At 36.2% G+C, this 22,259-nt stretch carries 19 protein-coding genes and 1 tRNA gene; 5 read left to right on the top strand and 15 right to left on the bottom strand.

Going from position 1 to position 22,259, the window contains the following annotated elements; genetic code table 11:
- Positions 1-182: 182 nt before the first annotated feature.
- The 4 genes from ABFU83_RS15345 to ABFU83_RS15330 all read right to left on the bottom strand — a co-directional run bounded on the left by ABFU83_RS15345 (position 183) and on the right by ABFU83_RS15330 (position 6,890).
- The gene (locus ABFU83_RS15345; RefSeq protein WP_347067185.1) at positions 183-1,043 is read right to left on the bottom strand and encodes a class I SAM-dependent methyltransferase; all 861 of its coding nucleotides are present in this window, start codon (positions 1,041-1,043) and stop codon (positions 183-185) included.
- Between the two features lie 133 nt (positions 1,044-1,176).
- Complete coding sequence (gene mnmG / locus ABFU83_RS15340) at positions 1,177-3,054, bottom strand: tRNA uridine-5-carboxymethylaminomethyl(34) synthesis enzyme MnmG (protein WP_347067183.1); 1,878 nt, start codon at positions 3,052-3,054, stop codon at positions 1,177-1,179.
- Positions 3,055-3,163: 109 nt separating this feature from the next.
- Positions 3,164-3,583, bottom strand: coding sequence for an rRNA maturation RNase YbeY (gene ybeY / locus ABFU83_RS15335; protein WP_347067182.1), 420 nt, complete (start codon positions 3,581-3,583; stop codon positions 3,164-3,166).
- Entirely contained in the window at positions 3,576-6,890 is a 3,315-nt protein-coding gene (locus ABFU83_RS15330) for a DUF4175 family protein (RefSeq protein WP_347067180.1), read from the bottom strand. The genes ybeY and ABFU83_RS15330 overlap by 8 nt, the downstream gene beginning before the upstream one ends.
- A gap of 871 nt (positions 6,891-7,761) precedes the next feature.
- Between ABFU83_RS15330 and gltX the strand changes: the two genes are divergently transcribed.
- The gene (gene gltX, locus ABFU83_RS15325) at positions 7,762-9,273 is read left to right on the top strand and encodes a glutamate--tRNA ligase (protein ID WP_347067179.1); all 1,512 of its coding nucleotides are present in this window, start codon (positions 7,762-7,764) and stop codon (positions 9,271-9,273) included.
- Positions 9,274-9,303: 30 nt separating this feature from the next.
- Here gltX and ABFU83_RS15320 read toward each other — a convergent pair whose 3' ends face one another.
- From ABFU83_RS15320 to ABFU83_RS15310, 3 genes are read right to left on the bottom strand one after another with little or no spacing between them, the layout of a single operon-like run.
- Entirely contained in the window at positions 9,304-9,996 is a 693-nt protein-coding gene (locus ABFU83_RS15320) for a porin family protein (protein WP_347067177.1), read from the bottom strand.
- A 2-nt stretch (positions 9,997-9,998) separates the two neighbouring features.
- Positions 9,999-10,601: a hypothetical protein gene (locus ABFU83_RS15315; RefSeq protein ID WP_347067175.1), complete on the bottom strand. Its 603-nt coding sequence runs from the start codon at positions 10,599-10,601 to the stop codon at positions 9,999-10,001.
- Between the two features lie 11 nt (positions 10,602-10,612).
- Complete coding sequence (locus tag ABFU83_RS15310; RefSeq protein WP_347067173.1) at positions 10,613-11,344, bottom strand: hypothetical protein; 732 nt, start codon at positions 11,342-11,344, stop codon at positions 10,613-10,615.
- 229 nt (positions 11,345-11,573) lie between these two features.
- Between ABFU83_RS15310 and ABFU83_RS15305 the strand changes: the two genes are divergently transcribed.
- Positions 11,574-12,548, top strand: a complete 975-nt coding sequence (locus ABFU83_RS15305) for an SPFH domain-containing protein (protein ID WP_347067171.1) — start codon at positions 11,574-11,576, stop codon at positions 12,546-12,548.
- Between the two features lie 31 nt (positions 12,549-12,579).
- On the opposite strand, the gene ABFU83_RS15300 is transcribed toward ABFU83_RS15305, so the two are convergent.
- The 5 genes from ABFU83_RS15300 to ABFU83_RS15280 all read right to left on the bottom strand — a co-directional run bounded on the left by ABFU83_RS15300 (position 12,580) and on the right by ABFU83_RS15280 (position 16,389).
- A complete protein-coding gene (locus tag ABFU83_RS15300) occupies positions 12,580-12,816 on the bottom strand; it encodes a DUF6327 family protein (protein WP_136404347.1) in 237 nt (78 codons plus the stop codon).
- 2 nt (positions 12,817-12,818) lie between these two features.
- Positions 12,819-13,169 carry a phage holin family protein gene (locus ABFU83_RS15295; RefSeq protein ID WP_136404346.1) on the bottom strand — a complete coding sequence of 117 codons (351 nt, stop codon included), beginning with the start codon at positions 13,167-13,169 and terminating at the stop codon, positions 12,819-12,821.
- Positions 13,170-13,177: 8 nt separating this feature from the next.
- On the bottom strand, positions 13,178-13,507 hold the full coding sequence (locus ABFU83_RS15290; protein WP_347067169.1) for a YtxH domain-containing protein: 330 nt from the start codon (positions 13,505-13,507) through the stop codon (positions 13,178-13,180).
- A gap of 277 nt (positions 13,508-13,784) precedes the next feature.
- On the bottom strand, positions 13,785-14,699 hold the full coding sequence (locus ABFU83_RS15285; RefSeq protein ID WP_347067167.1) for a sterol desaturase family protein: 915 nt from the start codon (positions 14,697-14,699) through the stop codon (positions 13,785-13,787).
- A gap of 4 nt (positions 14,700-14,703) precedes the next feature.
- The gene (locus tag ABFU83_RS15280) at positions 14,704-16,389 is read right to left on the bottom strand and encodes a glutamine--tRNA ligase/YqeY domain fusion protein (RefSeq protein ID WP_347067165.1); all 1,686 of its coding nucleotides are present in this window, start codon (positions 16,387-16,389) and stop codon (positions 14,704-14,706) included.
- Between the two features lie 138 nt (positions 16,390-16,527).
- Here ABFU83_RS15280 and folB point away from each other — a divergent pair, with 138 nt between their 5' ends.
- The 3 genes from folB to ABFU83_RS15265 all read left to right on the top strand — a co-directional run bounded on the left by folB (position 16,528) and on the right by ABFU83_RS15265 (position 18,374).
- Positions 16,528-16,887: a dihydroneopterin aldolase gene (folB, locus tag ABFU83_RS15275; protein ID WP_347067164.1), complete on the top strand. Its 360-nt coding sequence runs from the start codon at positions 16,528-16,530 to the stop codon at positions 16,885-16,887.
- Between the two features lie 101 nt (positions 16,888-16,988).
- Positions 16,989-17,059 (top strand) — tRNA-Cys (locus ABFU83_RS15270).
- A gap of 89 nt (positions 17,060-17,148) precedes the next feature.
- A protein-coding gene (locus ABFU83_RS15265; protein ID WP_347067162.1) for an IS3 family transposase occupies positions 17,149-18,374 on the top strand; the annotation gives its coding sequence in 2 pieces (ribosomal slippage) (positions 17,149-17,488 and positions 17,488-18,374; 1,227 coding nt in all).
- A gap of 58 nt (positions 18,375-18,432) precedes the next feature.
- On the opposite strand, the gene ABFU83_RS15260 is transcribed toward ABFU83_RS15265, so the two are convergent.
- The 3 genes from ABFU83_RS15260 to rnr all read right to left on the bottom strand — a co-directional run bounded on the left by ABFU83_RS15260 (position 18,433) and on the right by rnr (position 22,201).
- Entirely contained in the window at positions 18,433-19,119 is a 687-nt protein-coding gene (locus ABFU83_RS15260) for a LysE family transporter (protein ID WP_347067160.1), read from the bottom strand.
- Between the two features lie 191 nt (positions 19,120-19,310).
- Entirely contained in the window at positions 19,311-20,000 is a 690-nt protein-coding gene (locus ABFU83_RS15255; RefSeq protein WP_347067159.1) for a head GIN domain-containing protein, read from the bottom strand.
- Positions 20,001-20,020: 20 nt separating this feature from the next.
- Entirely contained in the window at positions 20,021-22,201 is a 2,181-nt protein-coding gene (rnr, locus tag ABFU83_RS15250) for a ribonuclease R (RefSeq protein WP_347067157.1), read from the bottom strand.
- Positions 22,202-22,259: the final 58 nt, after the last annotated feature.

The raw sequence follows: 22,259 nt of genomic DNA, 5'->3' as shown, positions 1-22,259 counted from the left end.
GACTGAAAGTTTAAAATATGATTTTTATCTTTTTTTTTGATCAATAAGATTTTCTTATGTCTGATTTAAAAAATAATAAGAAAATCTTATAAAAAACAGCTTTAAATAAAGCGTTTTAAGCGCCTTTTAAAAAATCCCCGATAGATGGCATATTTTAGCCTTTGATCGTGGATTATTTTACTTTATTTTAAATTTTCGCTGTTTTTTAGGATATAAATATGCGAAGAATACTCAAAATTTTGCTTTGCTGCTAAATTTGATCGTAAACCGATCCAAAAACCTTTTATAAAATTCATTTTCCCATTTTTATACTTTTCAGATAAAAGGGAAACATAAAAACTATCAAAAAGCATTGGTTTGATTTTTACCAGTCGGATATTCTGACGGGCGAAAAGTTTTTCAATAGCCGTTTTCGAAAAATGCCATAAGTGTCTTGGCACATCATAGGCTGCCCAAAAGGCACCGTAATAATTTGCATCGTACGATTTATAATTGGGTACGGCAATAATGATCGTTCCATTTGGTTTTAATAAACGCTTTAACGTTGCAATCTGATTTTCCAAATCCGGAACATGTTCCAATACATGCCACATCGTAATCACATCGAACGATTGCTTTTCTAATTGTTCTAAAGCCTCTGCAAAACGAATCCCTTTTGTGATCGCACTATTTTTGGCTTTTTCGCTGGGTTCGATTCCGATCGTATTCCAACCCTGACTTTGAGCTTCCAAAAGAAAATCGCCCGTTCCGGCACCAATATCTAAAAGTGCTCCTTTTTCCGATTGAAAAGCGGTAATTAATTTTACTTTATCGCGAATGGCTTTTCGTTTGATGATATGATATACTTTTTCAAACAACGAACGTTTCCCATCGGTATGCGAAATATAATCGTCGCTTTCATAATACGACGGTAATTTTTCCAGGCTAGGTTGCGGAGTCGTTTTTAATAATTGTAACTCTTCATCCAAAAGCAATTCGAAATTTTCGTTGGAAACGGAATGATCTTTTACTTTTATAAAAACGGTATTATTTGAAAAATTCATTACTGCTAAAAAATTTATTTTTTAAAGATTCCTTTGTTTATAAGGCTTCGCGGGATAGTTTCACGTGGAACATAAAATAAAAACAGCCAAAGATACTTTATATATCATGGCTGTTTTTATTTTGTTTATTTTTTTATCGTCCCATATGGACCAACAAAACTGAAACATCACTTGGCGAAACGCCACTGATTCGGGAAGCCTGCGAAACCGAAATCGGTTTAATTTTCTTTAATTTTTCCCGTGCTTCAAACGAAAGCGATTTTATTTTATCGTAATCGAAGTTTTCCGGAATACGAACATCTTCGAGTCGGTTTAATTTGTCGGCGTTATTTTTTTCTTTTTCAATATAACCGGAATATTTCACCTGGATTTCGGCTTGTTCGATTACTTCCAAATCCAATTCGTGTTCGGTTACATATGCTTTTACTTTTTCGAATTTTAAAATATCTTCCAAATCCAATTGCGGACGGGAAAATACTTTAAACATTTTATCCGGCTGCGAAATTGGTGCAGAACCTTTAGCTTCCAAAATTGGATTCGCTTCTGCAACTTTTACACTGGTTTCTTTAAAAAACGAAACAAAGGCATCCGACTGACTTTGCTTCTGCTCCATACGTTTTAATCGGTCGTCGGTAGCTAATCCTACTGCATGCGACATAGGCGTTAAACGGAAATCCGCATTATCCTGACGCAATAACGTACGATATTCGGCACGCGACGTAAACATACGATACGGTTCTTCTGTTCCTTTGGTAATTAAATCATCAATCAATACTCCGATATACGCTTCATTACGTTTTAAAACAAACGGATCCTGATCGTATGCTTTTAAGTGGGCGTTCATTCCGGCGATCAAACCTTGAGAAGCCGCTTCTTCATATCCGGTGGTACCGTTAATTTGTCCGGCGAAAAACAAACCTTCAATAAGTTTTGTTTCCAGCGTATGCTTTAATTGCGTTGGCGGGAAGTAATCGTATTCGATGGCATATCCCGGGCGGAAGAATTTTACATTCTCAAAACCAACCACCGAACGCAATGCTTTAAACTGAACATCTTCCGGTAAGGAAGTTGAAAATCCATTTACATAAACTTCCACCGTATTCCAACCTTCGGGTTCTACAAAAAGCTGGTGACGCTCTTTATCGGCAAATCGATTGATTTTATCTTCAATCGACGGACAATAGCGTGGTCCTAAACTTTTAATTCGCCCATTAAACATAGGCGAACGATCGAAACCTTCACGTAGTAAATCGTGCACCAGTTCCGAGGTGTAGGTCATATGACACGGTTTTTGAACCGTCAATGGTTTTGTGACATCCAGATATGAAAATTTCGAAGGATTCTCATCCCCCGGTTGAATCTCCATTTTCGAATAATCCAACGAACGACCATCCACTCGTGGTGGTGTTCCGGTTTTCATTCGGCCAGAAGTAAATCCTAACTTTATCAAATCCTCGGTAATTCCGTACGCCGCACCTTCACCGGCACGTCCGCCACCAAATTGTTTTTCTCCAATATGAATCAAACCATTTAAAAAAGTACCATTCGTTAGCACTACCGTTTTCGCTTTGATTTCAATTCCAAGCGAAGTCTTGATTCCGACAATCTTTCCATTTTCGGTTAGAATTCCGGAAACCATTTCCTGGTAGAAATCCAGATTTGGTGTTTGTTCCAACATCAATCGCCACTCTTCTGCAAAACGCATACGATCGGATTGCACCCGTGGCGACCACATTGCTGGACCTTTTGATTTATTCAGCATCTTGAATTGGATGGCTGTTTTATCCGACACAATTCCGGAGTACCCACCCAGCGCATCAATCTCCCGAACGATTTGTCCTTTTGCAATACCCCCCATTGCCGGGTTACACGACATCTGTGCGATGTTTTGCAAACTCATTGTAATCAACAGCGTTTTGGATCCCATATTTGCGGCCGAGGCTGCGGCCTCGGAACCAGCATGACCGGCACCCACTACGATTACATCATATTTATCTTGAAATAAACTCATTGTTCCACGTGAAACATTTTACTGTTTCAATTAATTTTAAAAAATATTTTCTACAAAGCTACGCAGAAGTAGAAAACCAAATAAAAACTTTATAAAAGAATTAAGATGTTTATTGTTCCACGTGGAACATAGCTACCTTTTCATCTTCTTTAGCACGCATTAAAAGTTCGTCCTTTTCGGATTTATCTTTATAACCACAATAGTGTAATATACCATGAATCATCACTCGTTTCATTTCTTCCTCGAAAGAAACATTGAAATCTGCCGCATTATCCCGTACACGTTCCACCGAAACAAATATATCTCCATGTAATTCGTTTCCTACAGTGTAATCAAAGCTAATGATGTCTGTAAGCGTATCGTGATCGAGGTATTCCACATTGATTTTATGCAAATACTCATCATCACAAAATATATAATTGATTTCCCCTTCCTGCTTGTTTTCCGATTCGATTACAGCAGTAATCCATTCTTCATAAGTCGCTTCATTTTCTAAGGCGAAATCGGTTTCGTAATTAAAACTAATCATCTTTCTTAAAATAGTTTTGAACCTTTTGGTTAAAATTTGGGCGCAAAGGTAAGCTTTGTCTATTTAAAATTTCAACACTATTCAAATATTCTTTTAAAGCAGCAGGCAATTGATTACCAGAACCATTAAATTCTTTTTTATTGGTTTGCGACTGCCTTTTGTTTTCTTCTCCCTGTTGCTGAATCGCGTTGTCTAATTTTAATAGCTCGTGCTTTAGGTTTAACATACGCTGCATGGTTTCATTTTTAAAGCCTTTGTTTAACAATTGCTTTTCGATATCCTTCATCTGGTTTAGGGCATTCTGGCCGTTTCCGCCCACTCCTTCTTTTTCCAAAGCCTTTTGTAACGCTTCACGAAGGCGTTGTTGTTCTTTGTAAATTTCTAAGATTTCACCTGCATCGCCTTCACCATCATTACCGTCTTTTCCATCGGAACCTTCCTTACCCTCTTTACCACCTTTGTTTGGTTTCCCATCACCAGGCTTTTCCCCTTTTCCTTTTTTCATTCCCTCTTTCATCTTTTCACTCAGTCCTTCCTGTTTTTTGATGATGTCTGGTAATTGCATACCACTTCCCTTATTTCCCGGTTTTGGTTTTCCTTTACCCTGGCCGGAGGATTGCATTTGCATTTCCATCTGCATCTGGTTCATCACATCACTTAGAAAATCGGCCAGTTTGTTCGAAGATGTAATCGTATACTGTTGGTGCGAAACACCACGACCAATATTATTATCCGTAAAATTGGTTAGCGATTTATCAATATTGTAATGCACATTGCCAACTTCATTTGTGATCATTTCGGTTATTTTCGGATTGCGCAACGACATCGCAAAAAGACTATCATCCACATGTTTGAACTGTAATTTTAAATCCTGTTGCTTTTTCAACATTTTATTAAAGCCAAGACTACGATCGCCGGACGATTTAAAATTTTTCATCAGACTTTCCTGCGAAAATGAAAACGCCAACAGGTTATCCAAAATCTGACGCAGCATTTTGGTGTCTTCTTCCAGCTGATCCATTTCACCGGATTCCATAGATGACTGCATTTGCTGGGCCATCTTTTTCATTTTCTGAGAGGCGGATTTTTGCTTTGGTTTTGCTTTGGATTGGTTTTGCTTTTGCAATTCCTCGGAAGCATTTTTCATATCCTCTTTAATTCCTTTCTCCTCTTCTTTGTTCGAAGGGATATCCATCGGTGCTTTTAAATCCTGATTTTGTTTTTCAAGGTCACGAAGATCTTCCTGCAACTTATTAAAATCTTCGTTAATCTTATCCTGATCCTTTTTATTGTTATCCTTACTATCGGAAAGTTGGTCCTGTTTATCACTTAACTTATCCAACTTATCGGCCAACTGTTCCGCTTTCTTTTCAACATAAAAACGCTTGGTTAATTCCACCAATTGTTCTAAATTTTTGGATTGATCTTTTGTATTTTGTTTTAGCTTATCAATTTTTTCAAAAAGCTCTTCTTCTTTTAGCTTGTTTGTAAGCTCGTCCAGTTCTTTTAAAAGCTTTTCATTTTTTTCAATTTCCTTTTCATTCTTCTCCAATCGGCGCATCAATTCGTCTTTGAACTCATCCTTTTTTTCCGCATTAAATTGTTCCAGATTGTCTTGCATTTTTTTAGAAAATTCCTTCATCATCTGATCCTGTTGCTTCTGACGGTTAATGAAATCCTGAACTTTTTTCTGATCTTTAAAATCGAGATTGGTTTTCTCTTTTCCTAATTTCTGTAATTTATCCAGTTCTGATAATTGCTTATCCTGATTTTTAATGGACTTTTCAAGACTGTTGATATTACTATTCTGCTCCTGTAAAATCTGATCCTCTTTTTCCTCGGTCGTTAACTCACGATGAGAAAAGACAGAAGACTTCGAACTTTTAAAATTGTGAATCGCATCATTATCAAAAATCTCAAAATAATAATCGTATTCTACACCTGGTTGAATATTCAAACCATTAGGAAACGTATAGACAAACTGATCAAACGTTTCGCGTTTCACTGGAATGGTTCCACGAGAAACCTGATTCGGTTTTTCCTTCGGATAATATACCACCTGTAATTTCGTCAGTCCATAATCGTCGGAAACCTGGCCAATAACCATGTTCTTTTTTAGTTTTAACGAATCCGGAGCCGATTGTACCGAAATCGTCGGAAACTGATCCTTAACCGTAGTAATCTGATACTGTAATTTTTCGTGATCGGTTACCTTTTCATTTGAAGTAAGTATTTGATATTCTGTATTTTGAAGTATTCTTTTGGATAAACTAAACAGGTTTTCATTGCGTTTAAACGCGTCATTAACCGAAGCATCTTTCCAAACCACTTTACTCGTAGCCAGCGTATTAACTTTCCAGGTAATGGTAGTTCCTTCTGGTACGATCGCATTGCCACTTCCCTGAATCAATTCCGGTTTTTTTCCGAGATAGGATGGAAAATTCAAAACCATTTCGAAATTAACAATGGTTGGAACCGCAACGACATTTACCTGATAAGTATTTGAAACCACTTCGTTGGCCAATAGTTTAAAATCGGTATTCTTGGTAATTTTATCAAACTGATATTGGAACACACCCGGTCGAACGTTTTCCAGGTAATAATTTTCATTACCAATAGCGATCATTGCATTTTCCGGAATTACCGTTCCATTGGTTTTTACCTGTAATAAAAAATCCTGACCCTGTTCGGCCGTTAGATTTTTATTGATAATCTGAAAACTAAACGGAGCCGGTGGCGCATATTCTTTTTTGTAATGCACTACCCGATCCAAACTTTCGGTAATGAGATTTGAATTTCCGGAGACCATAAAAAACAATAACACCAACAATGGGATTATGGCATACGGAAGATACCTGGTGTTCTTTTTAAAATTAATTGCATTTCCAAACGGAACCGGTTTTAACGATATCGCTTTTTGTTCGATCGAAGCCAATAGTAATTCCGATTTATCACTTTGTCCGTACAGCTGTAAAAAATTCGTCAGCTTATCATTTACTTCCGAAAAGTGATTTCCGATAATTAACGAAGCCTGTTTGTAATCGATTCCCTTTTGTAATTTGAAAAGTTTGAACAACGGAAATAGAATAAACCGTAGCAAAAAGAAAAGTTCTACTAAAATGAACAGCCAGAACAAAACCGTTCTACCGTTTGGAGAAAGCCATAGAAAATGTTCCACGAGCAACGTGACAATAAAATACAGCAAACCGAAACCGGTAAAAAGAATAATTCCTTTTAGCAATTCGTTCGTATAAAACTTTTTTATAAAGTCTTCCAGCTTTTGAAATATCAGTTCTTTCGTTTCCAAATTATCAAAATTTGTTTATAACCGATAAAATTACAATTTTAATCGAAACAGGAATTAACTATTTTACAGAAGGAACAACGTTTAAAGAGGAAAGAACAAAGAAAACAGAAGAAAGAGAAAAGAGTTAAACAGAGAAGTTGTCAACAATCATTAAAATAATAAAAAAGATCTTTTAAAAATTTTAAAAAAATTGTTTGTTATTATAGCTTGTTAATAGTGGCAATAACTTTTTATTTTTTCTTCTTAATTTGGAGTTATACAATTTTATCCGGTTTTATCAACAGTGTTGTTTATCGATAAAGCTTTAGAAATGAAGTCTTTTTAAAACGTTATTAACAATGGTGGATAAACCATTTACATCTATTTTTATTAATAAGTTTACTTGTTAATTTCTGTTAATAACTGTTGACTATCTATTCATAATTTCAAAACAAATTTTAAAAAATAGATTTGGTAGTTTCATTTAGGTTTTGGATTAGCAAATTTTAGGATACAACCAAAAATCTTTTATAATTTTCTATCTAAAGTTATAAACAATCTGTGTTAACTTATAATTAACTGAAAATCAATACAATGTAAATTTGTATTAACATAGCTCATTTTTAATGTTAAAATGATATAAAGTTTACTGATTTACAAGGTTTTATATTAAATAATCGGCAATGTCAATTTGTAAATTACCTTATATAGTATAATGTATTTTAAAGAACGCTATCGATTTGATAAAACAAAGGTATTTTTATCGGGAATGATTGCGAAAAATATTTTTCAGATAGGATAAACAGTAAATGAACCTATTTATAAACAGTATCGGATAAAATAATTCGAAGGGAAAAAGCATAATTGTATCTTTGCGTAAAATTTTTAAAAAATGTCAAAGCCAGTTCGTGTGCGATTTGCACCTAGTCCTACAGGACCTTTACATATAGGAGGCGTTAGAACCGCTTTATTTAATTATTTATTTGCTAAACAACACGGTGGTACGTTTTACCTTCGGATAGAAGATACCGATCAGAACCGTTTTGTACCCGGAGCGGAAGCGTATATTATGGAAGCTTTGGAATGGTTGGGTATTGCGCCGGATGAAACAATTGGTAAAAACGAAAAATTCGGACCGTACCGTCAGAGCGAACGTAAAGAACTTTATAAGGAATATGCCGATCAACTTATTAACAGTGGTTGGGCATATTATGCTTTTGACACGGCCGAAAGCCTGGATAATCTGCGTAAAACTGCCGAACAGGACGGAAAAACCTTTATATATAACCATACGGTTCGCGAGCAATTGGATAATTCACTTACCAATTCGGCCGAAAAAGTTGCAGAACGTATCAACCATGGTGAAGAATATGTGATCCGTTTTAAAACACCGGTTGGAGAAACCTTACATCTGAATGATATTATCCGTGGCGATATTAAATTTGATACCAACTTATTAGACGATAAAGTATTGTTTAAAAGTGACGGAATGCCAACCTATCACCTGGCGAATATTGTAGACGACCATTTAATGGAAACGTCTCATGTGATTCGTGGAGAAGAATGGTTGCCTTCCCTACCCTTACACGAATTGTTATACAAAGCATTTGGATGGGAAGCACCAAAATTTGCACACTTACCGTTGATTTTAAAACCGGTTGGAAATGGAAAACTTTCCAAACGTGATGGTGATAAACTTGGATTTCCGGTATTTCCATTGGATTGGACGGATCCGGTTTCGGGCGAAAAATCGTCGGGATACCGCGAAAAAGGATTTTTCCCGGGCGCTGTGGTCAACTTCCTGGCTTTATTAGGATGGAACGACGGAACCGATCAGGAGTTATTTACCTTGGAAGAATTGGTTACAAAGTTTGATTTAGGACGCGTACACAAAGCCGGTGCGAAATTCGATCCGGAAAAAAACAAATGGTTTAACCACCATTATCTGGTACAACAATCGGACGCTTCGTTAGCTACAGCTTATGCTGTGATTCTAAAAGAAAAGGGAATTAACAAAGAGATTTCTTATGTTGAAAAAGTAGTAGGACTGGTAAAAGAGCGTGCGACTTTTGTAACCGACTTATATGACTTATCGGATTTCTTTTTTGTAGCGCCATCGGCCTACGATGAAAAAGCCGCTAAAAACTGGAAAGAAGACACCGGTTCGATCATGCAGGAATTAATTTCGGTTGTTGAAAACATTGGTGACTTTACTTCGGTAAACATTGAAACGATTGTAAAGGACTGGATGACCAAAAATGAGATTGGAATGGGGAAAGTGATGCAACCGTTTCGTTTGAGCCTTGTAGGTGCTTTAAAAGGTCCACATTTGTTCGATATTGTCGAAATGATCGGAAAAGAAGAAACCGTACAGCGAATTCAAAAAGCGATTAGTACTTTATAAAAAAAAAGCTCCGATATCGGAGCTTTTTTTTTATTCATAACCTAGTAATCTTGCTAAACTATAACTTACAACGAATGAAAAAGTATTTATTTTTCCATTCAATGAAGGGCCAGTGTATGTATAATTACTATTATAACTATTTGTTTCTACAGGTCCTAATACATTAGTTAATCCTAAGGTATAACGCAGGTCAAATTTAAAATTGTTATAACCACCTGTTAAACCGAATCCTGCGCCATAATCAATTTTTTCGGCTTTGGTTAAACTATTTTCATCAAGAAGATGGGGTAAATAATATTGACCATTAACATCTTCACCTCCTGAGGGCGTAAATCCAGAACCAAAAGATAGGATTAAACCTGCTTGCGGACCAAAATAAAATTTATCTTCATCAGGTTTTAAAATATAATAATTTAAGAAAAGACCCAGATCAATAGCACTTTTTGAATATTTAGTAGTACCATCGTATTCATAAGATTGATTTACCGTTTTCAGATTGACATTTCTGTTGTTATAGAAAACCTCAAATTGATAATTATAAGATTCATGGTAGCCAAAAGTAAAAACAGTTCCAATTTTATAGCCAATACCAGGATCACTTAGTAAATCTTTTGAATCCAAAGAAGTATAGTTCATTCCTGCAGAAATATGGAAACCTCTTGGTGCTTGCGAAAAGAGTATTGTGGGGAATAATAAAAGTAATAATAGTTTAATTTTTGTCATAGTTAATTGCATTGAATGTAAATAGGATTTTGAATTAATTCTAAAATTGAAAGAAATTCAGGGTCAGAGGAATTTTGTAACAAACTGTCGATTCTGTTCAGAAGCGGAGTACAATTTGGAAAGTAGGATTTTATTTGTTCCGGTATTTCGGTCCTTTTTTCTCTATTTCTTTTGTTTTTAGAATCTTTAACTAATAAATCATAAAGTACAGTAGTGTCATTTTCCAATACATATAAATAATTATAAACGGATCGGGTTAAAATGGTACCTTTACTTGACATTACTTCCCTTACGATAGAAATACCTACTAATTTTTTAGAGCCTTCTTCGGCTATTATATAATAGCCTTCTCTTTTATTATTTATCGTAAAAGCTTTAAACTTATAAGGACCATGTACCAAATAATCCAAATCTTTAAAGGTTATATATTTTTCCCAGGTTTTCCCGGGTAATTTATAAGAGATTCTATTGTCTATTACCAATATATCGATTGCATCATTTCTAACTATTGTTTTCTTTTTTTTCGTATCAACAAAATAAGAATTCTGAGCAACGGATGTTAAAGTACTTACTAGTAATAACAGTAATAGTATTTTTTTAAACATACTGTAAAGCTTTAATTATTATCAATTAATTTTGCATTAGCCGTAAAATAAACCTGATTGGAATTTGCTACTGAAAAAGGCATATCACAAAACTTTGCAGATAATTTACCATTGGCTTTTGATACCACAACATCTCCTGAAAGCGCATAAAAGTTTAGAACATCACTCCTATTAAGTTTAACGAATACTTTATTTTGTGCTATTAAATCGTATGAATTTACTATTGAATAAATTCCGGTTTCGGGAATATTATTACCTTTAAAGGTAATAGTAACATTTCCGTTTACACCACCTCCATATATTTGATACGTATTATCCGATTTTGGACCAGCTTGAAAATAATACAAATAAGTATCGGGAAAATAGTCATAACGGAATGTTATATGATTATCCACTACCGAGCAGTTTACGGTATTGGTAATTAGTGATACATCGGTACTAACAACTTCACTTTCACAAATTCCACGGGTAATTTTTAATTTATATTCTCCCGCCATTGCAGTGGTAGCGTTTGGAATTACAGGATTACGTTCGGAAGAATGAAAATCATTAGGACCAGTCCATTCATAAATTGCATCCTCAAACACCACATTAGTGGACTTTAGCATAATACTTTCGCCTGTGAGGAGAGGTGAATTACTACTTAGTTTAGGATTTTTCAGATAACAACTAACAGGTTCTTTATCTTCACATCCAAAGAAAATAAAGGCGCTAATTGCGACAATAAAAATTTTTTTCATCATTAAAAATTAGGGTTCATTAAAAATCGGGCAAAGATATCTTTTTATATAAGATTTTTCATATTAATAATTTTTTAAATATATAAGCAGTAGTATTATAATTAAAATATTGACTTTCAGTTTTTTAGTGTTTTTTTAAAAAAAGAGAAATGAAGTATTGCTTACTATAATAAAAAAAAGGTTTTCCTTTTTTTCGTATCTTAACCGAATAAACCATTAAAAGCTACATTTTATGTTTAGTTACGTTATTATTGTTATTCTCGTATTTCTCTTTTTAGCCTCGTTTTTTACGGTTAAACAGCAATCTTCCGCGATTGTGGAACGTTTTGGAAAATTCAACAGCATCCGTCATTCCGGATTACAATTAAAAATTCCGGTTATCGACCGTATTGCCGGTAAAGTGAATTTAAGAATCCAGCAGTTGGATGTGATCATTGAAACGAAAACAAAAGATAACGTATTCGTTAAAATGAAAGTTTCGGTTCAGTTTAAAGTAATTCAGGAAAAAGTGTACGATGCGTTTTATAAACTGGAATATCCGCACGATCAGATTACGTCGTATGTATTTGACGTAGTGCGTGCTGAAGTACCGAAATTAAAATTAGACGATGTTTTCGAAAGAAAAGACGACATTGCGATCGCTGTAAAAAGAGAGTTAAATGAAGCGATGACAACATATGGATATGATATTATCAACACTTTGATTACCGATATCGATCCGGATATTCAGGTAAAAAATGCCATGAACCGTATTAATGCGGCCGATCGTGAAAAAACAGCTGCCGAATATGAAGCGGAAGCCAGTAGAATCCGTATTGTAGCCAAAGCGAAAGCCGAAGCTGAAAGTAAGCGTTTACAAGGTCAGGGTATTGCCGATCAGCGACGTGAAATTGCCCGTGGATTGGTAGAAAGTGTGGATGTATTAAATAAAGTAGGAATCAACTCTCAGGAAGCCTCAGCATTAATCGTTGTAACCCAACATTATGATACGTTACAGGCCATCGGATCGGATACGAATTCGAACCTGATTTTATTACCGAATTCACCACAAGCCGGAAGTGATATGTTAAACAACATGGTAGCTTCTTTTACGGCTTCGAATCAGGTTGGTGAAGCGATGAAAAAAGCGCAGGGAAAGAAGAAATCGAAAGATGATTTCCAACGTCCGGATCATTATGATACCACAGCATTACCGGAAACGGAATAAATAAAATAAAAAAGCGGCATTAGCCGCTTTTTTATTTGAATAACCGGTTAAAAATAAAACCGATTAATAGATTTTGAATGGTTCCCGATTTCGTAAAAAATGAACCTATGGAACGAACCACTCCCGAAGTAAATACTCCTGGTGTAAGGTCATCCCGTGTTTTTTCGACTGCATAGACCAAACGTCTGTAATCCAGTTCTTTCTGTACTTTTAAGATTTCCAGTTCACGGTTGATTTCATCATATGACGAATATTTTTTTCTTTCCATAATTAATCATTAAAAAAGAATTCGGAGAATTTTTCCAGTATCGGGCCTTCCACGATTTTATCTTTAATGTAGTACACCACGATACAAAGGATCAGATAAATGACACCCACAATTAAGAAACCGAGCGCATAACTACCCAACATATTACCTAAAGCAAAGGCACCGGCTATAGACAAGAAAAGTACCATCAACATCAGGAAAATACTCAAAAGGAAAATTTTAAGTATCATTGTTGTTGACTTCATAGCTACTTTAAAAAACCATAGTTTATAGTAGGCCACGTTGGAATCGAATAATGCTTTGGCATTATCCTGAATTTGTTCGGTATTTTCTTTTAATTTTTCAAAAGCCATAGCCTACTTTATTTAGTTGCTTTAGCGTGTTGTTTTTTAAGATCGTCCAGTTTTTTTTCTAATGTTGCGATAATATCTTCGGTCTTATTATCGACGTTGGATACTAGATGATCAAATTCGCTTTCCAAATCCATTTTGGCTCTGCTGAATTTATTTTTGAGGTTATGGGTAGCCTCGTTAAACTTGTCTCGTAAGTGATCTGTTTCCTTATCGAAACCATCTTTAATTTTTCTTCGGGTTTTAGATCCTTTATCGGGAGCAAATAAAATTCCGACACCGGCACCGATAGCTGCTCCGGCTAAAAGTGCCAATAATGTGTTACCTGTGTTATTAGACATAATCTCACTTTTTAAAAATTAATAATTATAAACTTACGAAATTAATATTCATAAATACGTTAATAAGTCGTTAATAAAAACTTGTTTTTTAAAATAACGAAATTAAAAGCCTTTTTAAATCGTATTTTTTTAGAGATGTAAAATCTATTTACCTAAAAAAGATAATCGATTTAAAAGCACGGTGTAAAGTCATTTTTAATAGATTTTAAAAATGATTATTTGTATTTTAATTGATAAAACATATAATAGAAAAAGGCTTCTAAAAAGAAGCCCTTTATCATTTTTGTCTATTTGCTCTTTCTTCGGCCCGAAGTTTAGCAGACGTTTTAAAATCTCCGGTATGTGACCATCCCGGTGGATAAAAAATATATTTTAGTCGGTCGGAAAATTTTAGATTTGGTTGAGAAGCATCTCGCCAAATATCTTTCCATTCGTGAAATACAATATTAAGTGGTCCTTTGTCTTCTATTTCGGAAGTAAGTCCAAAGCGCACTTCTTCATAATTCGGATCTTCTTTTTCAAAAGTTCCAAACATACGATCCCAGATAATTAATCCCATTCCCATATTACGATCTAAATAACGGGCATTGGAAGCATGGTGTACTCTGTGATGGGATGGTGTAACCAAAATCCATTCTAAAATACCCATACTTTTCACGGTTTTGGTATGTACCCAGGTTCCGTAAATCTGAATAATCGCATAAGCGGCCATAATATGCCACGGATTAAAGCCTAAAAATGCTATCGGCGAAAAGAACAAATAGCGGTATAAAGGCTGTAAAACAGGGGATCTAAACCCTGTGGTAATATTAAAATAACCGGAATTATGGTGCGTTACGTGTACCGCCCAGAACATTCTGGAGTGATGATCCACATAATGATGGACATAATAGGCAAAATCCTGTAAAAGGAAAACACCAATCCAATACCAAACACTGCTGTATTCCAGATCGAAAATGCGGTGTTCGTAAAAGTAGAACATAACCCCAATAGCAAAGGCTTTCATGATAATGTCCAAACCATAGTTCAGACAAGCCATATAGATATTGGTAAGCGTATCTTTCGTATTATAGAAATGTTTTTTATGCGAATAGCTGTAAAACATTTCAAATAAGATGATTAGGATATGCAACGGAGCCGAATATAAATATACATTGGCTACGGCCTGTTCTCCAAAAAAATGATCTAACATAACTTTATTCTTTACTTTCTACTTTTGCCCATGTATCGCGAAGGCCAACGGTTTTGTTAAAAACCAGTTTATCAGCAGTAGTGTCGCGATCTACACAGAAATATCCCAAACGTTGGAACTGGAATCGGTCACCATCGACTGCCGTTTTCAGGCTAGGTTCCAGGTATCCGGTAATGATTTCCAATGAATTAGGATTTAAAAACTCTTTGAAATTAATTTCTTTATTACCATCCGGGTTTTCATGTGAAAACAAACGATCGTAGATTCGGATCTCAGCCGGAACCGCATGTGCTACCGATACCCAGTGAATGGTACCTTTTACTTTGCGCATACTCGCTTCCGAACCGCTTCCACTTCTACTGTCTTCATCATAAGTAGCATGAATTTCGGTAATATTTCCATCAGCATCTTTAACCACGCTTTCCCCCTTAATGATATAGGCATTTTTTAAACGCACTTCTTTTCCAAGGGTCAAACGGAAAAATTTACTGTTCGCTTCTTCTAAAAAGTCTTCTCTTTCAATATATAATTCTTTAGAAAAAGGCACTTTTCTATAGGTCATTATTTCTTCTTCCTGATTGTTTTCGGCATCCAACCACTCCTCTTTACCTTCCGGATAATTGGTAAGGATCAGTTTCACCGGATCCAATACGGCCATTACACGTGGAGCCGTTTTGTTCAGATCTTCACGAACGCAGAATTCCAGTAAAGAAACGTCAATCAGGTTATCCCGTTTGGCAATACCAATGGTATCGGCAAAATTACGGATAGCCGTTGGCGTATACCCTCTTCTGCGCATTCCGGAAATGGTAGACATTCTCGGATCGTCCCATCCGGTAACATGTCCTTCCTGAACCAATTGTAGTAATTTACGCTTACTAACAACGGTGTGCGAAAGATTTCTACGTGCAAATTCACGTTGTTTCGGGCGTACTTTGTCGGTATCAATAATCTGATCTAAAAACCAGTCGTACAATTCGCGGTGAGGTAAAAACTCCAGCGTACAGAACGAATGTGAAATTTGCTCCAGGTAGTCGCTTTCTCCGTGAGCCCAGTCGTACATTGGATAAATACACCATTTTTCACCGGTTCTGTGGTGGTGTTTGTGTAAAATACGGTACATGATTGGATCACGCATTAGCATGTTGGTAGAAGCCATGTCGATTTTGGCTCTTAAAATATGCGTACCTTCTTCGAATTCACCATTTTTCATTCGTTCGAATAAATCCAGGTTTTCTTCTACCGAACGGTTTCGGTACGGACTATCAACACCCGCTTGTGTAGGCGTTCCTTTTTGTTTGGCCATTTCTTCCGAAGTTTGACTGTCGACATAGGCTTTTCCTTTTTTGATCAGCGCTACGGTCCAGTCATACAATTGTTGAAAATAGTCGGAAGCATAACATTCTTCTGCCCATTGGTATCCTAACCATTGTACGTCTTTTTTGATTGCATCTACGTATTCCTGCTCTTCTTTAGCCGGGTTGGTATCATCAAAACGCAGGTTAACCGGCGCCTGATAATCCAATCCTAATCCAAAATTAAGACATATGGAACTGGCATGACCAATGTGTAAATAGCCATTAGGTTCCGGTGGAAAACGGAATCGCAATTTATCTTGAGATAAACCATTTTTTAAATCTTCCTCAATGATTTGTTCGATAAAATTTAATGATTTTTCTTTTGTTGACATAAAATAAAATTAGAAAGGCAAATTTACCAAAAATGTTGTTTATGTCGGTATAACTTTAAGGGCTTATTATCATATTGGCTTTAAAAATTCGTACTTTTATCCGTCGAAGGACTAATCTATTATCGAATACGTTTAAAAATGGGAATCATTAAGTTAAAAAACATCCGTACCTTTTCGTTCCACGGATGTCTGGAAGAAGAAAGTAAAATCGGATCGGATTACAGTGTGGATTTGGAAGTAAAAACAGATTTACGGAAGCCGTCGGATACCGATGAATTGGTTGATACGGTTGATTATGTACACTTAAACCGGATAGTTCGGGAAGAAATGGCGATCCGTTCGAAATTATTAGAGCATGTAGCGAAGCGTATTCTGGTTCGGATTTTTAAGGAAATTCCTGCTGTTTCGAGAATTACGGTAGCAGTTTCCAAACTAAACCCACCAATTGGGGGCGATGTGGAAGCGGTTACGGTTCAAATGGAAGAATACCGTAGTTAACAGCCTGTTGAAAACGAGCGCATTATAAAATAAGTACAATAAAATGTCGAATTTGAATTTGAATTTCAAAATATTTTAGTAAGTTTGCGCCCTACAATACTGGCATCGTGGCCGAGAGGCTAGGCAGCGGTCTGCAAAACCGTCCACAGCGGTTCGAATCCGCTCGATGCCTCAGGAAACAAAAAGAGCGGTTACTATAACCGCTCTTTTTTTATAACTATGTCCCGTCCTGAAATAAGTTGACACCAAATCGACTTTATTATGAAAGACAAAGAAAGCAAGGCTATTAAGCGTAGTCAAAAGGATTACAACATGGCTTTTAAATTAGCTGTAATTACCCGAGTTGAACAAGGTGAAATGACTTATAGGCAGGCTCAATCTGTTTATGGAATCCAGGGAAGAAGTACTGTTTTGGTTTGGCTTCGAAAATATGGTAACTTAGACTGGAGTAAACCAAATCTGTTATTTATGTCTAAATCTAAAGAAACCCCGGCTCAAATTATTAAACGATTAGAGAAAGAACTGGCCGATGAGAAACTTCGAAATACGATTCTCAATACGATGATCGACATTTCTGATAGTCAGTACGGAACTCAGATCCGAAAAAAGTTTTCTCCCAAACCATCTTCCGACTCCGGGAAGGAGCAGGAATAAGTTTGTCCAAAAGTTGCCGATTGTTTGGGATGAGTAGACAAGCTATATATCAGGAACAAAAAAGAATCTTCCATCGGGAATCTGCCTTACTCAAAGTAAAGCATCTGGTTCTTTCTTTGCGATTGGAAATGCCACGTATAGGAACACGTAAACTATATTATCTACTTTCGAAGCAATTTGATCAACAGGGTGTAAAGATAGGTCGTGATGCTTTATTTGATTATCTAAGAAGGGAGAAGTTACTTGTTAAACCAATGAAGAGTTACACTAAAACTACCTATTCTAAACATTGGCTACACAAGTACGAAAATCTTTTGAAAGAATGTGAAATTAACCGTCCCGAACAGGTATACGTTAGTGATATTACTTATATCAAATCACATCAGAAAACGCATTATCTATCTTTAGTTACTGATGCTTATAGTAGAAAAATAATGGGATACAAACTCAGTGATGATATGAGTTCTGAAAATGTGGTACAGGCATTAAAAATGGCTGTACTGAATAGGAAATCAACATTACCACTGATACATCACTCCGATAGAGGATTACAATATTGTTCTAAAATTTATCAGAAAGTATTAGCTAAAAACGGTATTACGCCCTCTATGACCGACGGATATGATTGTTATCAGAATGCGTTAGCTGAGAGAATAAACGGAATTTTAAAAAACGAATTTTTGATTTATAAATGTAAAGACGGACAAACATTAGAAAAACTCATAAAAACAGCAATACAAACCTATAATAATAAAAGACCACATTTGAGTCTGAAAATGAAAACACCTAACTTTATACATCAAAAAAACCAGCCAGAAAACCTGACTGGTTAATATATTTTTATTCTAAAATCTGTCAACCTATTTTAGGACGACTCACTATAATTTACTATTATTTTTTCTCTTCTATTTTTTCCAGTGTATTTTTTACAAATTCCTTTTCTTTAGGAAACCATCCCTGGAACATCAATACCAATCCGAAAACGATTAACAAAATACTACTTAATTTTTTAACTTTCAGAATGTTAGCTGGAGTCAGTTTTTTACGAAGTTGCTTCGCTAACAAGATTTTTCCGATATCCGTAATGAAATAGGAACCAATCACTGCACTAAAAAACGTTAACATACGGGAAGGCACCATATCCAGTTTTGGTCCGAAAGTAATGATAATCGCCAGCCAGAATCCTAAAACCCCGATATTGATAAAATTAAGTAGGAATCCCTTAATAAAAAGGCTGAAGTAATCTCTTTTGATCAATTCGACAACTTCTTCGTCTTCTTCGATCGATTTACTTTGTCTACGGAGTTTAAAAAAAGTAATCATTCCATAGGTAAACATCAGAATACCACCAAAAATAAACAAAGCCGGATCGTCTTTAATACTTTGAATCAGTCGGACACTACTAAAATAAGCAATAGCAATAAAAACGATATCACCTAAGACTACTCCAACGTCAAATGACATGGCCGCGCGAAATCCTTTGGTAATACTGGTTTCCAAAAGCACAAAAAAGACAGGGCCGATCATAAAACTTAAAAAGAATCCTAACGGAATTCCGGTAAGAATATCGTCTATCATGAAAAGGTATTTAAGGTGAATAAGCGTAAAAACACTGTTACTACAATGTTAAATTACAAATATAGTTTAAAAAATCCGATAGGTTTAAAACGATTGTCTCAAATCGACCGGAAAGCGGGTTTATTGTATAAAAGAAACCCCGACTACAAACTAGTCGGGATTTTATATATTTTGTTTCAGTTGTAACGGAATTATTTTTTGATTACGTCAATATTTCCACCAGCAATGGTTTTCTGATTTACTTTTTTAGGATTTCCGTAAATCGTAATGTCCCCTCCTGCTCTTGTTTTGGCGTCTACCAAATCGGTTGCAAAAATATCGGCTTCACCACCGGCATTAACGGCTACAGTCGTTTGCGAGGTTTCGAAAGTTTTCGCATTTACAATACCACCAGAATTGATTACAATATCCTGATTTTCGGCTTTACCGCTCAGTTTAACGATTCCGCCTGTAGTAGCACGAATCCCCGCTTTTTTAACATCCAAAGCCACTTTAATTTGACCGCCTTTATTGGCATTTACAGTAAAATCCACCCCTTTTAAAGTAGCATCACTGGAAACATAGGCACCTTCGCTGGCTTCGATACTTTCTACGTTTTTACAGTAAATAATCGCCGTGATGTCTTCTCCTTTCAGGAATTTATCCAATGGCATACGGATTTTTAAATCGCCGTTTTTGTTTACAATTTCCACTTTTTCAGCGCCTTGACCTTTTAATTCAATTTTGCTTTCGGAAGAAGGAACTAATTGGGCCGATATTTTATCGAATACTTTTACCGCTGTAAAATCACCTACGTTTTTAGTCACCTGAGCAAAACCAAACTGCGTTGCCAATAGGAATGTGACTATTGCGAAACTGTTCTTAAAAGTTGTTTTTAGCATCGTTTTCTGTTTTTAAAATGTTACGAATCTTTCTTTTTGATAAAATGAAAATCCAGTTGTTTTTTAACCAGATCGGCATTTTTCACTTTTACGATGACTTCGTCGCCCAATTGGATGATATTATGTGAAATTTCGCCCACCAAGGCATATTGTTTTTCGTCGAATGTATAATAATCGTCGCGTATTTCGCGGATACGTACCATACCTTCACACTTATTTTCAATAATTTCCACATAAATACCCCATTCGGTCACACCGGAAATAACGCCCAAAAACGCTTCGTCTTTGTGATCCTGCATATACTTCACCTGCATATACTTGATACTGTCGCGTTCGGCATTGGCTGCCAGACTTTCCATAGTAGAGGAATGCATACATTTTTCCTCATATACTTCCGCATCGGCCGAAGCACCGCCATCGAGATAATGTTGTAGCAAACGGTGTGCCATAACATCGGGATAACGACGAATAGGAGATGTAAAATGCGAATAATAATCGAATGCCAGTCCGTAATGGCCTATGTTTTCGGTAGAATAACTGGCTTTGCTCATACTACGAATGGCCAGTGTATCCACCAGATTTTGTTCTTTTTTACCCTGTACATCTTCCAACAACGTATTCAACGATTTTGAAATGGCATCTTTGGATTTAAAATTGATCGAATAACCGAATTTAGAGATTACGGTTTGTAGGTTAATCAACTTGTCCTGATCCGGTTCGTCGTGGATACGATACACAAATGTTTTCTTTTGTTTTCCGATAAATTCTGCTACTTTTCTATTGGCCAGCAACATAAATTCTTCGATCAGATGGTTGGCATCCTTAGCGACTTTAAAATACACTCCGGTTGGTTCGGCATTTTCGTTCAGGTGGAATTTTACTTCTACTTTATCGAACGAAATAGCACCGTTTTGCATTCGTTTTTTTCTAAGAATCTTAGCCAGCTCGTTTAATTTTAGCGTTGCTTCCACGATAGGTGCATCGACAGTATAATCCTTTCCGGTAAGCGAAATTTCGGCCGGAATCTGATTTCCTTTGGTTTCGATAATATGCTGCGCTTCTTCATAGGCAAAACGTTGGTCGGAATAGGTTACCGTTCGGCCAAACCACTGGTTAACCAATTCGGCTTTTTCATTCAGTTCAAAAACGGCCGAAAAGGTATATTTCTCTTCGTGTGGACGTAGTGAACAGGCAAAATTGGAAAGCACTTCCGGAAGCATTGGCACTACCCGATCGACCAGATAAACGGAAGTGGCCCGTTGGTAGGCTTCATCGTCCAGGACGGTTCCTTCCTGAACATAATGGGAAACATCGGCAATATGGATTCCGATTTCATAGTTTCCATTCGGAAGTTTTTCGAACGATAAGGCGTCGTCAAAATCCTTGGCGTCTTTCGGGTCGATTGTAAACGTAAGCGTATTCCGCATATCGCGGCGTTTCAGGATTTCGCTTTCCTGAATGGAAGTATCCAGTTTTTTGGCATAGGCCTCCACCTCTATCGGGAAATCGTATGGTAGTCCATATTCTGCAAGGATCGCATGGATTTCGGTATTGTGTTCACCCGGTCTTCCAAGTACTTTTGTAACCACTCCAAACGGGCTGTCAGCTTTAGCCGGCCAGTCTTCGATATGAACCAGAACGACATCGCCATTTTGCGCCTCTCCCATTTTGTCTTTTGGAATAAAGATATCGGTATACATTTTCGGATTGGCCGACGTCACAAAAGCAAAGTTCTTTTGGATATCGATCACACCTACAAAATCGGTTTTTTTACGTTCGATAATTTCAACGACTTCCCCTTCCGGTCTGCGTCCTTTTCTGCGATTGTAGATATAAATTTTTACCTTATCACCATCCAGAGAATGATTCAGATTATTGGTTGGGATAAAAACATCGTCTTCCAGATCCGGACAAACAAAATAAGCTGTTTTCCGACTGGTCATATCGATTACACCTTCAAAATAATCGGCTTTTGTGATGATACGGTATTTACCGCGGTCCACTTCTTCGATTTTTTCTTTGGAGGTAAGGTATTTTAATTCTTTGATGATTTCATTCCGACTTTGGGTATCATTCAACTCCAGAATTGCAGCTATTTGCTTATAGTTGAATGTTTTGTTAGGTTCTTTGGATAGGATTTTAAAGATTTTTGCAGAAAAATCTTTCCCTTTGTTACCTAACTTTTTGTGTTTCTTACTCATAAATTCTTTTCTAATATACTGCTAAAATTACGAATTAGTATTCACAATCGGGGAAGAA

Origin of the sequence: Flavobacterium sp. WV_118_3 (assembly GCF_039778605.1) — a bacterium.
Classification (GTDB): domain Bacteria; phylum Bacteroidota; class Bacteroidia; order Flavobacteriales; family Flavobacteriaceae; genus Flavobacterium.
This window is presented reverse-complemented; position numbering and strand designations above follow the sequence as displayed.

Bases quoted from the DNA above. Each gene is read 5' to 3' on its own strand.
- ABFU83_RS15345 (WP_347067185.1), bottom strand. From the start codon at position 1,043: ATGAATTTTTCAAATAATACCGTTTTTATAAAAGTAAAAGATCATTCC.
- mnmG (WP_347067183.1), bottom strand. From the start codon at position 3,054: ATGAGTTTATTTCAAGATAAATATGATGTAATCGTAGTGGGTGCCGGT.
- ybeY (WP_347067182.1), bottom strand. From the start codon at position 3,583: ATGATTAGTTTTAATTACGAAACCGATTTCGCCTTAGAAAATGAAGCG.
- gltX (WP_347067179.1), top strand. From the start codon at position 7,762: ATGTCAAAGCCAGTTCGTGTGCGATTTGCACCTAGTCCTACAGGACCT.
- ABFU83_RS15320 (WP_347067177.1), bottom strand. From the start codon at position 9,996: ATGACAAAAATTAAACTATTATTACTTTTATTATTCCCCACAATACTC.
- ABFU83_RS15315 (WP_347067175.1), bottom strand. From the start codon at position 10,601: ATGTTTAAAAAAATACTATTACTGTTATTACTAGTAAGTACTTTAACA.
- ABFU83_RS15310 (WP_347067173.1), bottom strand. From the start codon at position 11,344: ATGATGAAAAAAATTTTTATTGTCGCAATTAGCGCCTTTATTTTCTTT.
- ABFU83_RS15305 (WP_347067171.1), top strand. From the start codon at position 11,574: ATGTTTAGTTACGTTATTATTGTTATTCTCGTATTTCTCTTTTTAGCC.
- ABFU83_RS15300 (WP_136404347.1), bottom strand. From the start codon at position 12,816: ATGGAAAGAAAAAAATATTCGTCATATGATGAAATCAACCGTGAACTG.
- ABFU83_RS15295 (WP_136404346.1), bottom strand. From the start codon at position 13,169: ATGGCTTTTGAAAAATTAAAAGAAAATACCGAACAAATTCAGGATAAT.
- ABFU83_RS15290 (WP_347067169.1), bottom strand. From the start codon at position 13,507: ATGTCTAATAACACAGGTAACACATTATTGGCACTTTTAGCCGGAGCA.
- ABFU83_RS15285 (WP_347067167.1), bottom strand. From the start codon at position 14,699: ATGTTAGATCATTTTTTTGGAGAACAGGCCGTAGCCAATGTATATTTA.
- ABFU83_RS15280 (WP_347067165.1), bottom strand. From the start codon at position 16,389: ATGTCAACAAAAGAAAAATCATTAAATTTTATCGAACAAATCATTGAG.
- folB (WP_347067164.1), top strand. From the start codon at position 16,528: ATGGGAATCATTAAGTTAAAAAACATCCGTACCTTTTCGTTCCACGGA.
- ABFU83_RS15260 (WP_347067160.1), bottom strand. From the start codon at position 19,119: ATGATAGACGATATTCTTACCGGAATTCCGTTAGGATTCTTTTTAAGT.
- ABFU83_RS15255 (WP_347067159.1), bottom strand. From the start codon at position 20,000: ATGCTAAAAACAACTTTTAAGAACAGTTTCGCAATAGTCACATTCCTA.
- rnr (WP_347067157.1), bottom strand. From the start codon at position 22,201: ATGAGTAAGAAACACAAAAAGTTAGGTAACAAAGGGAAAGATTTTTCT.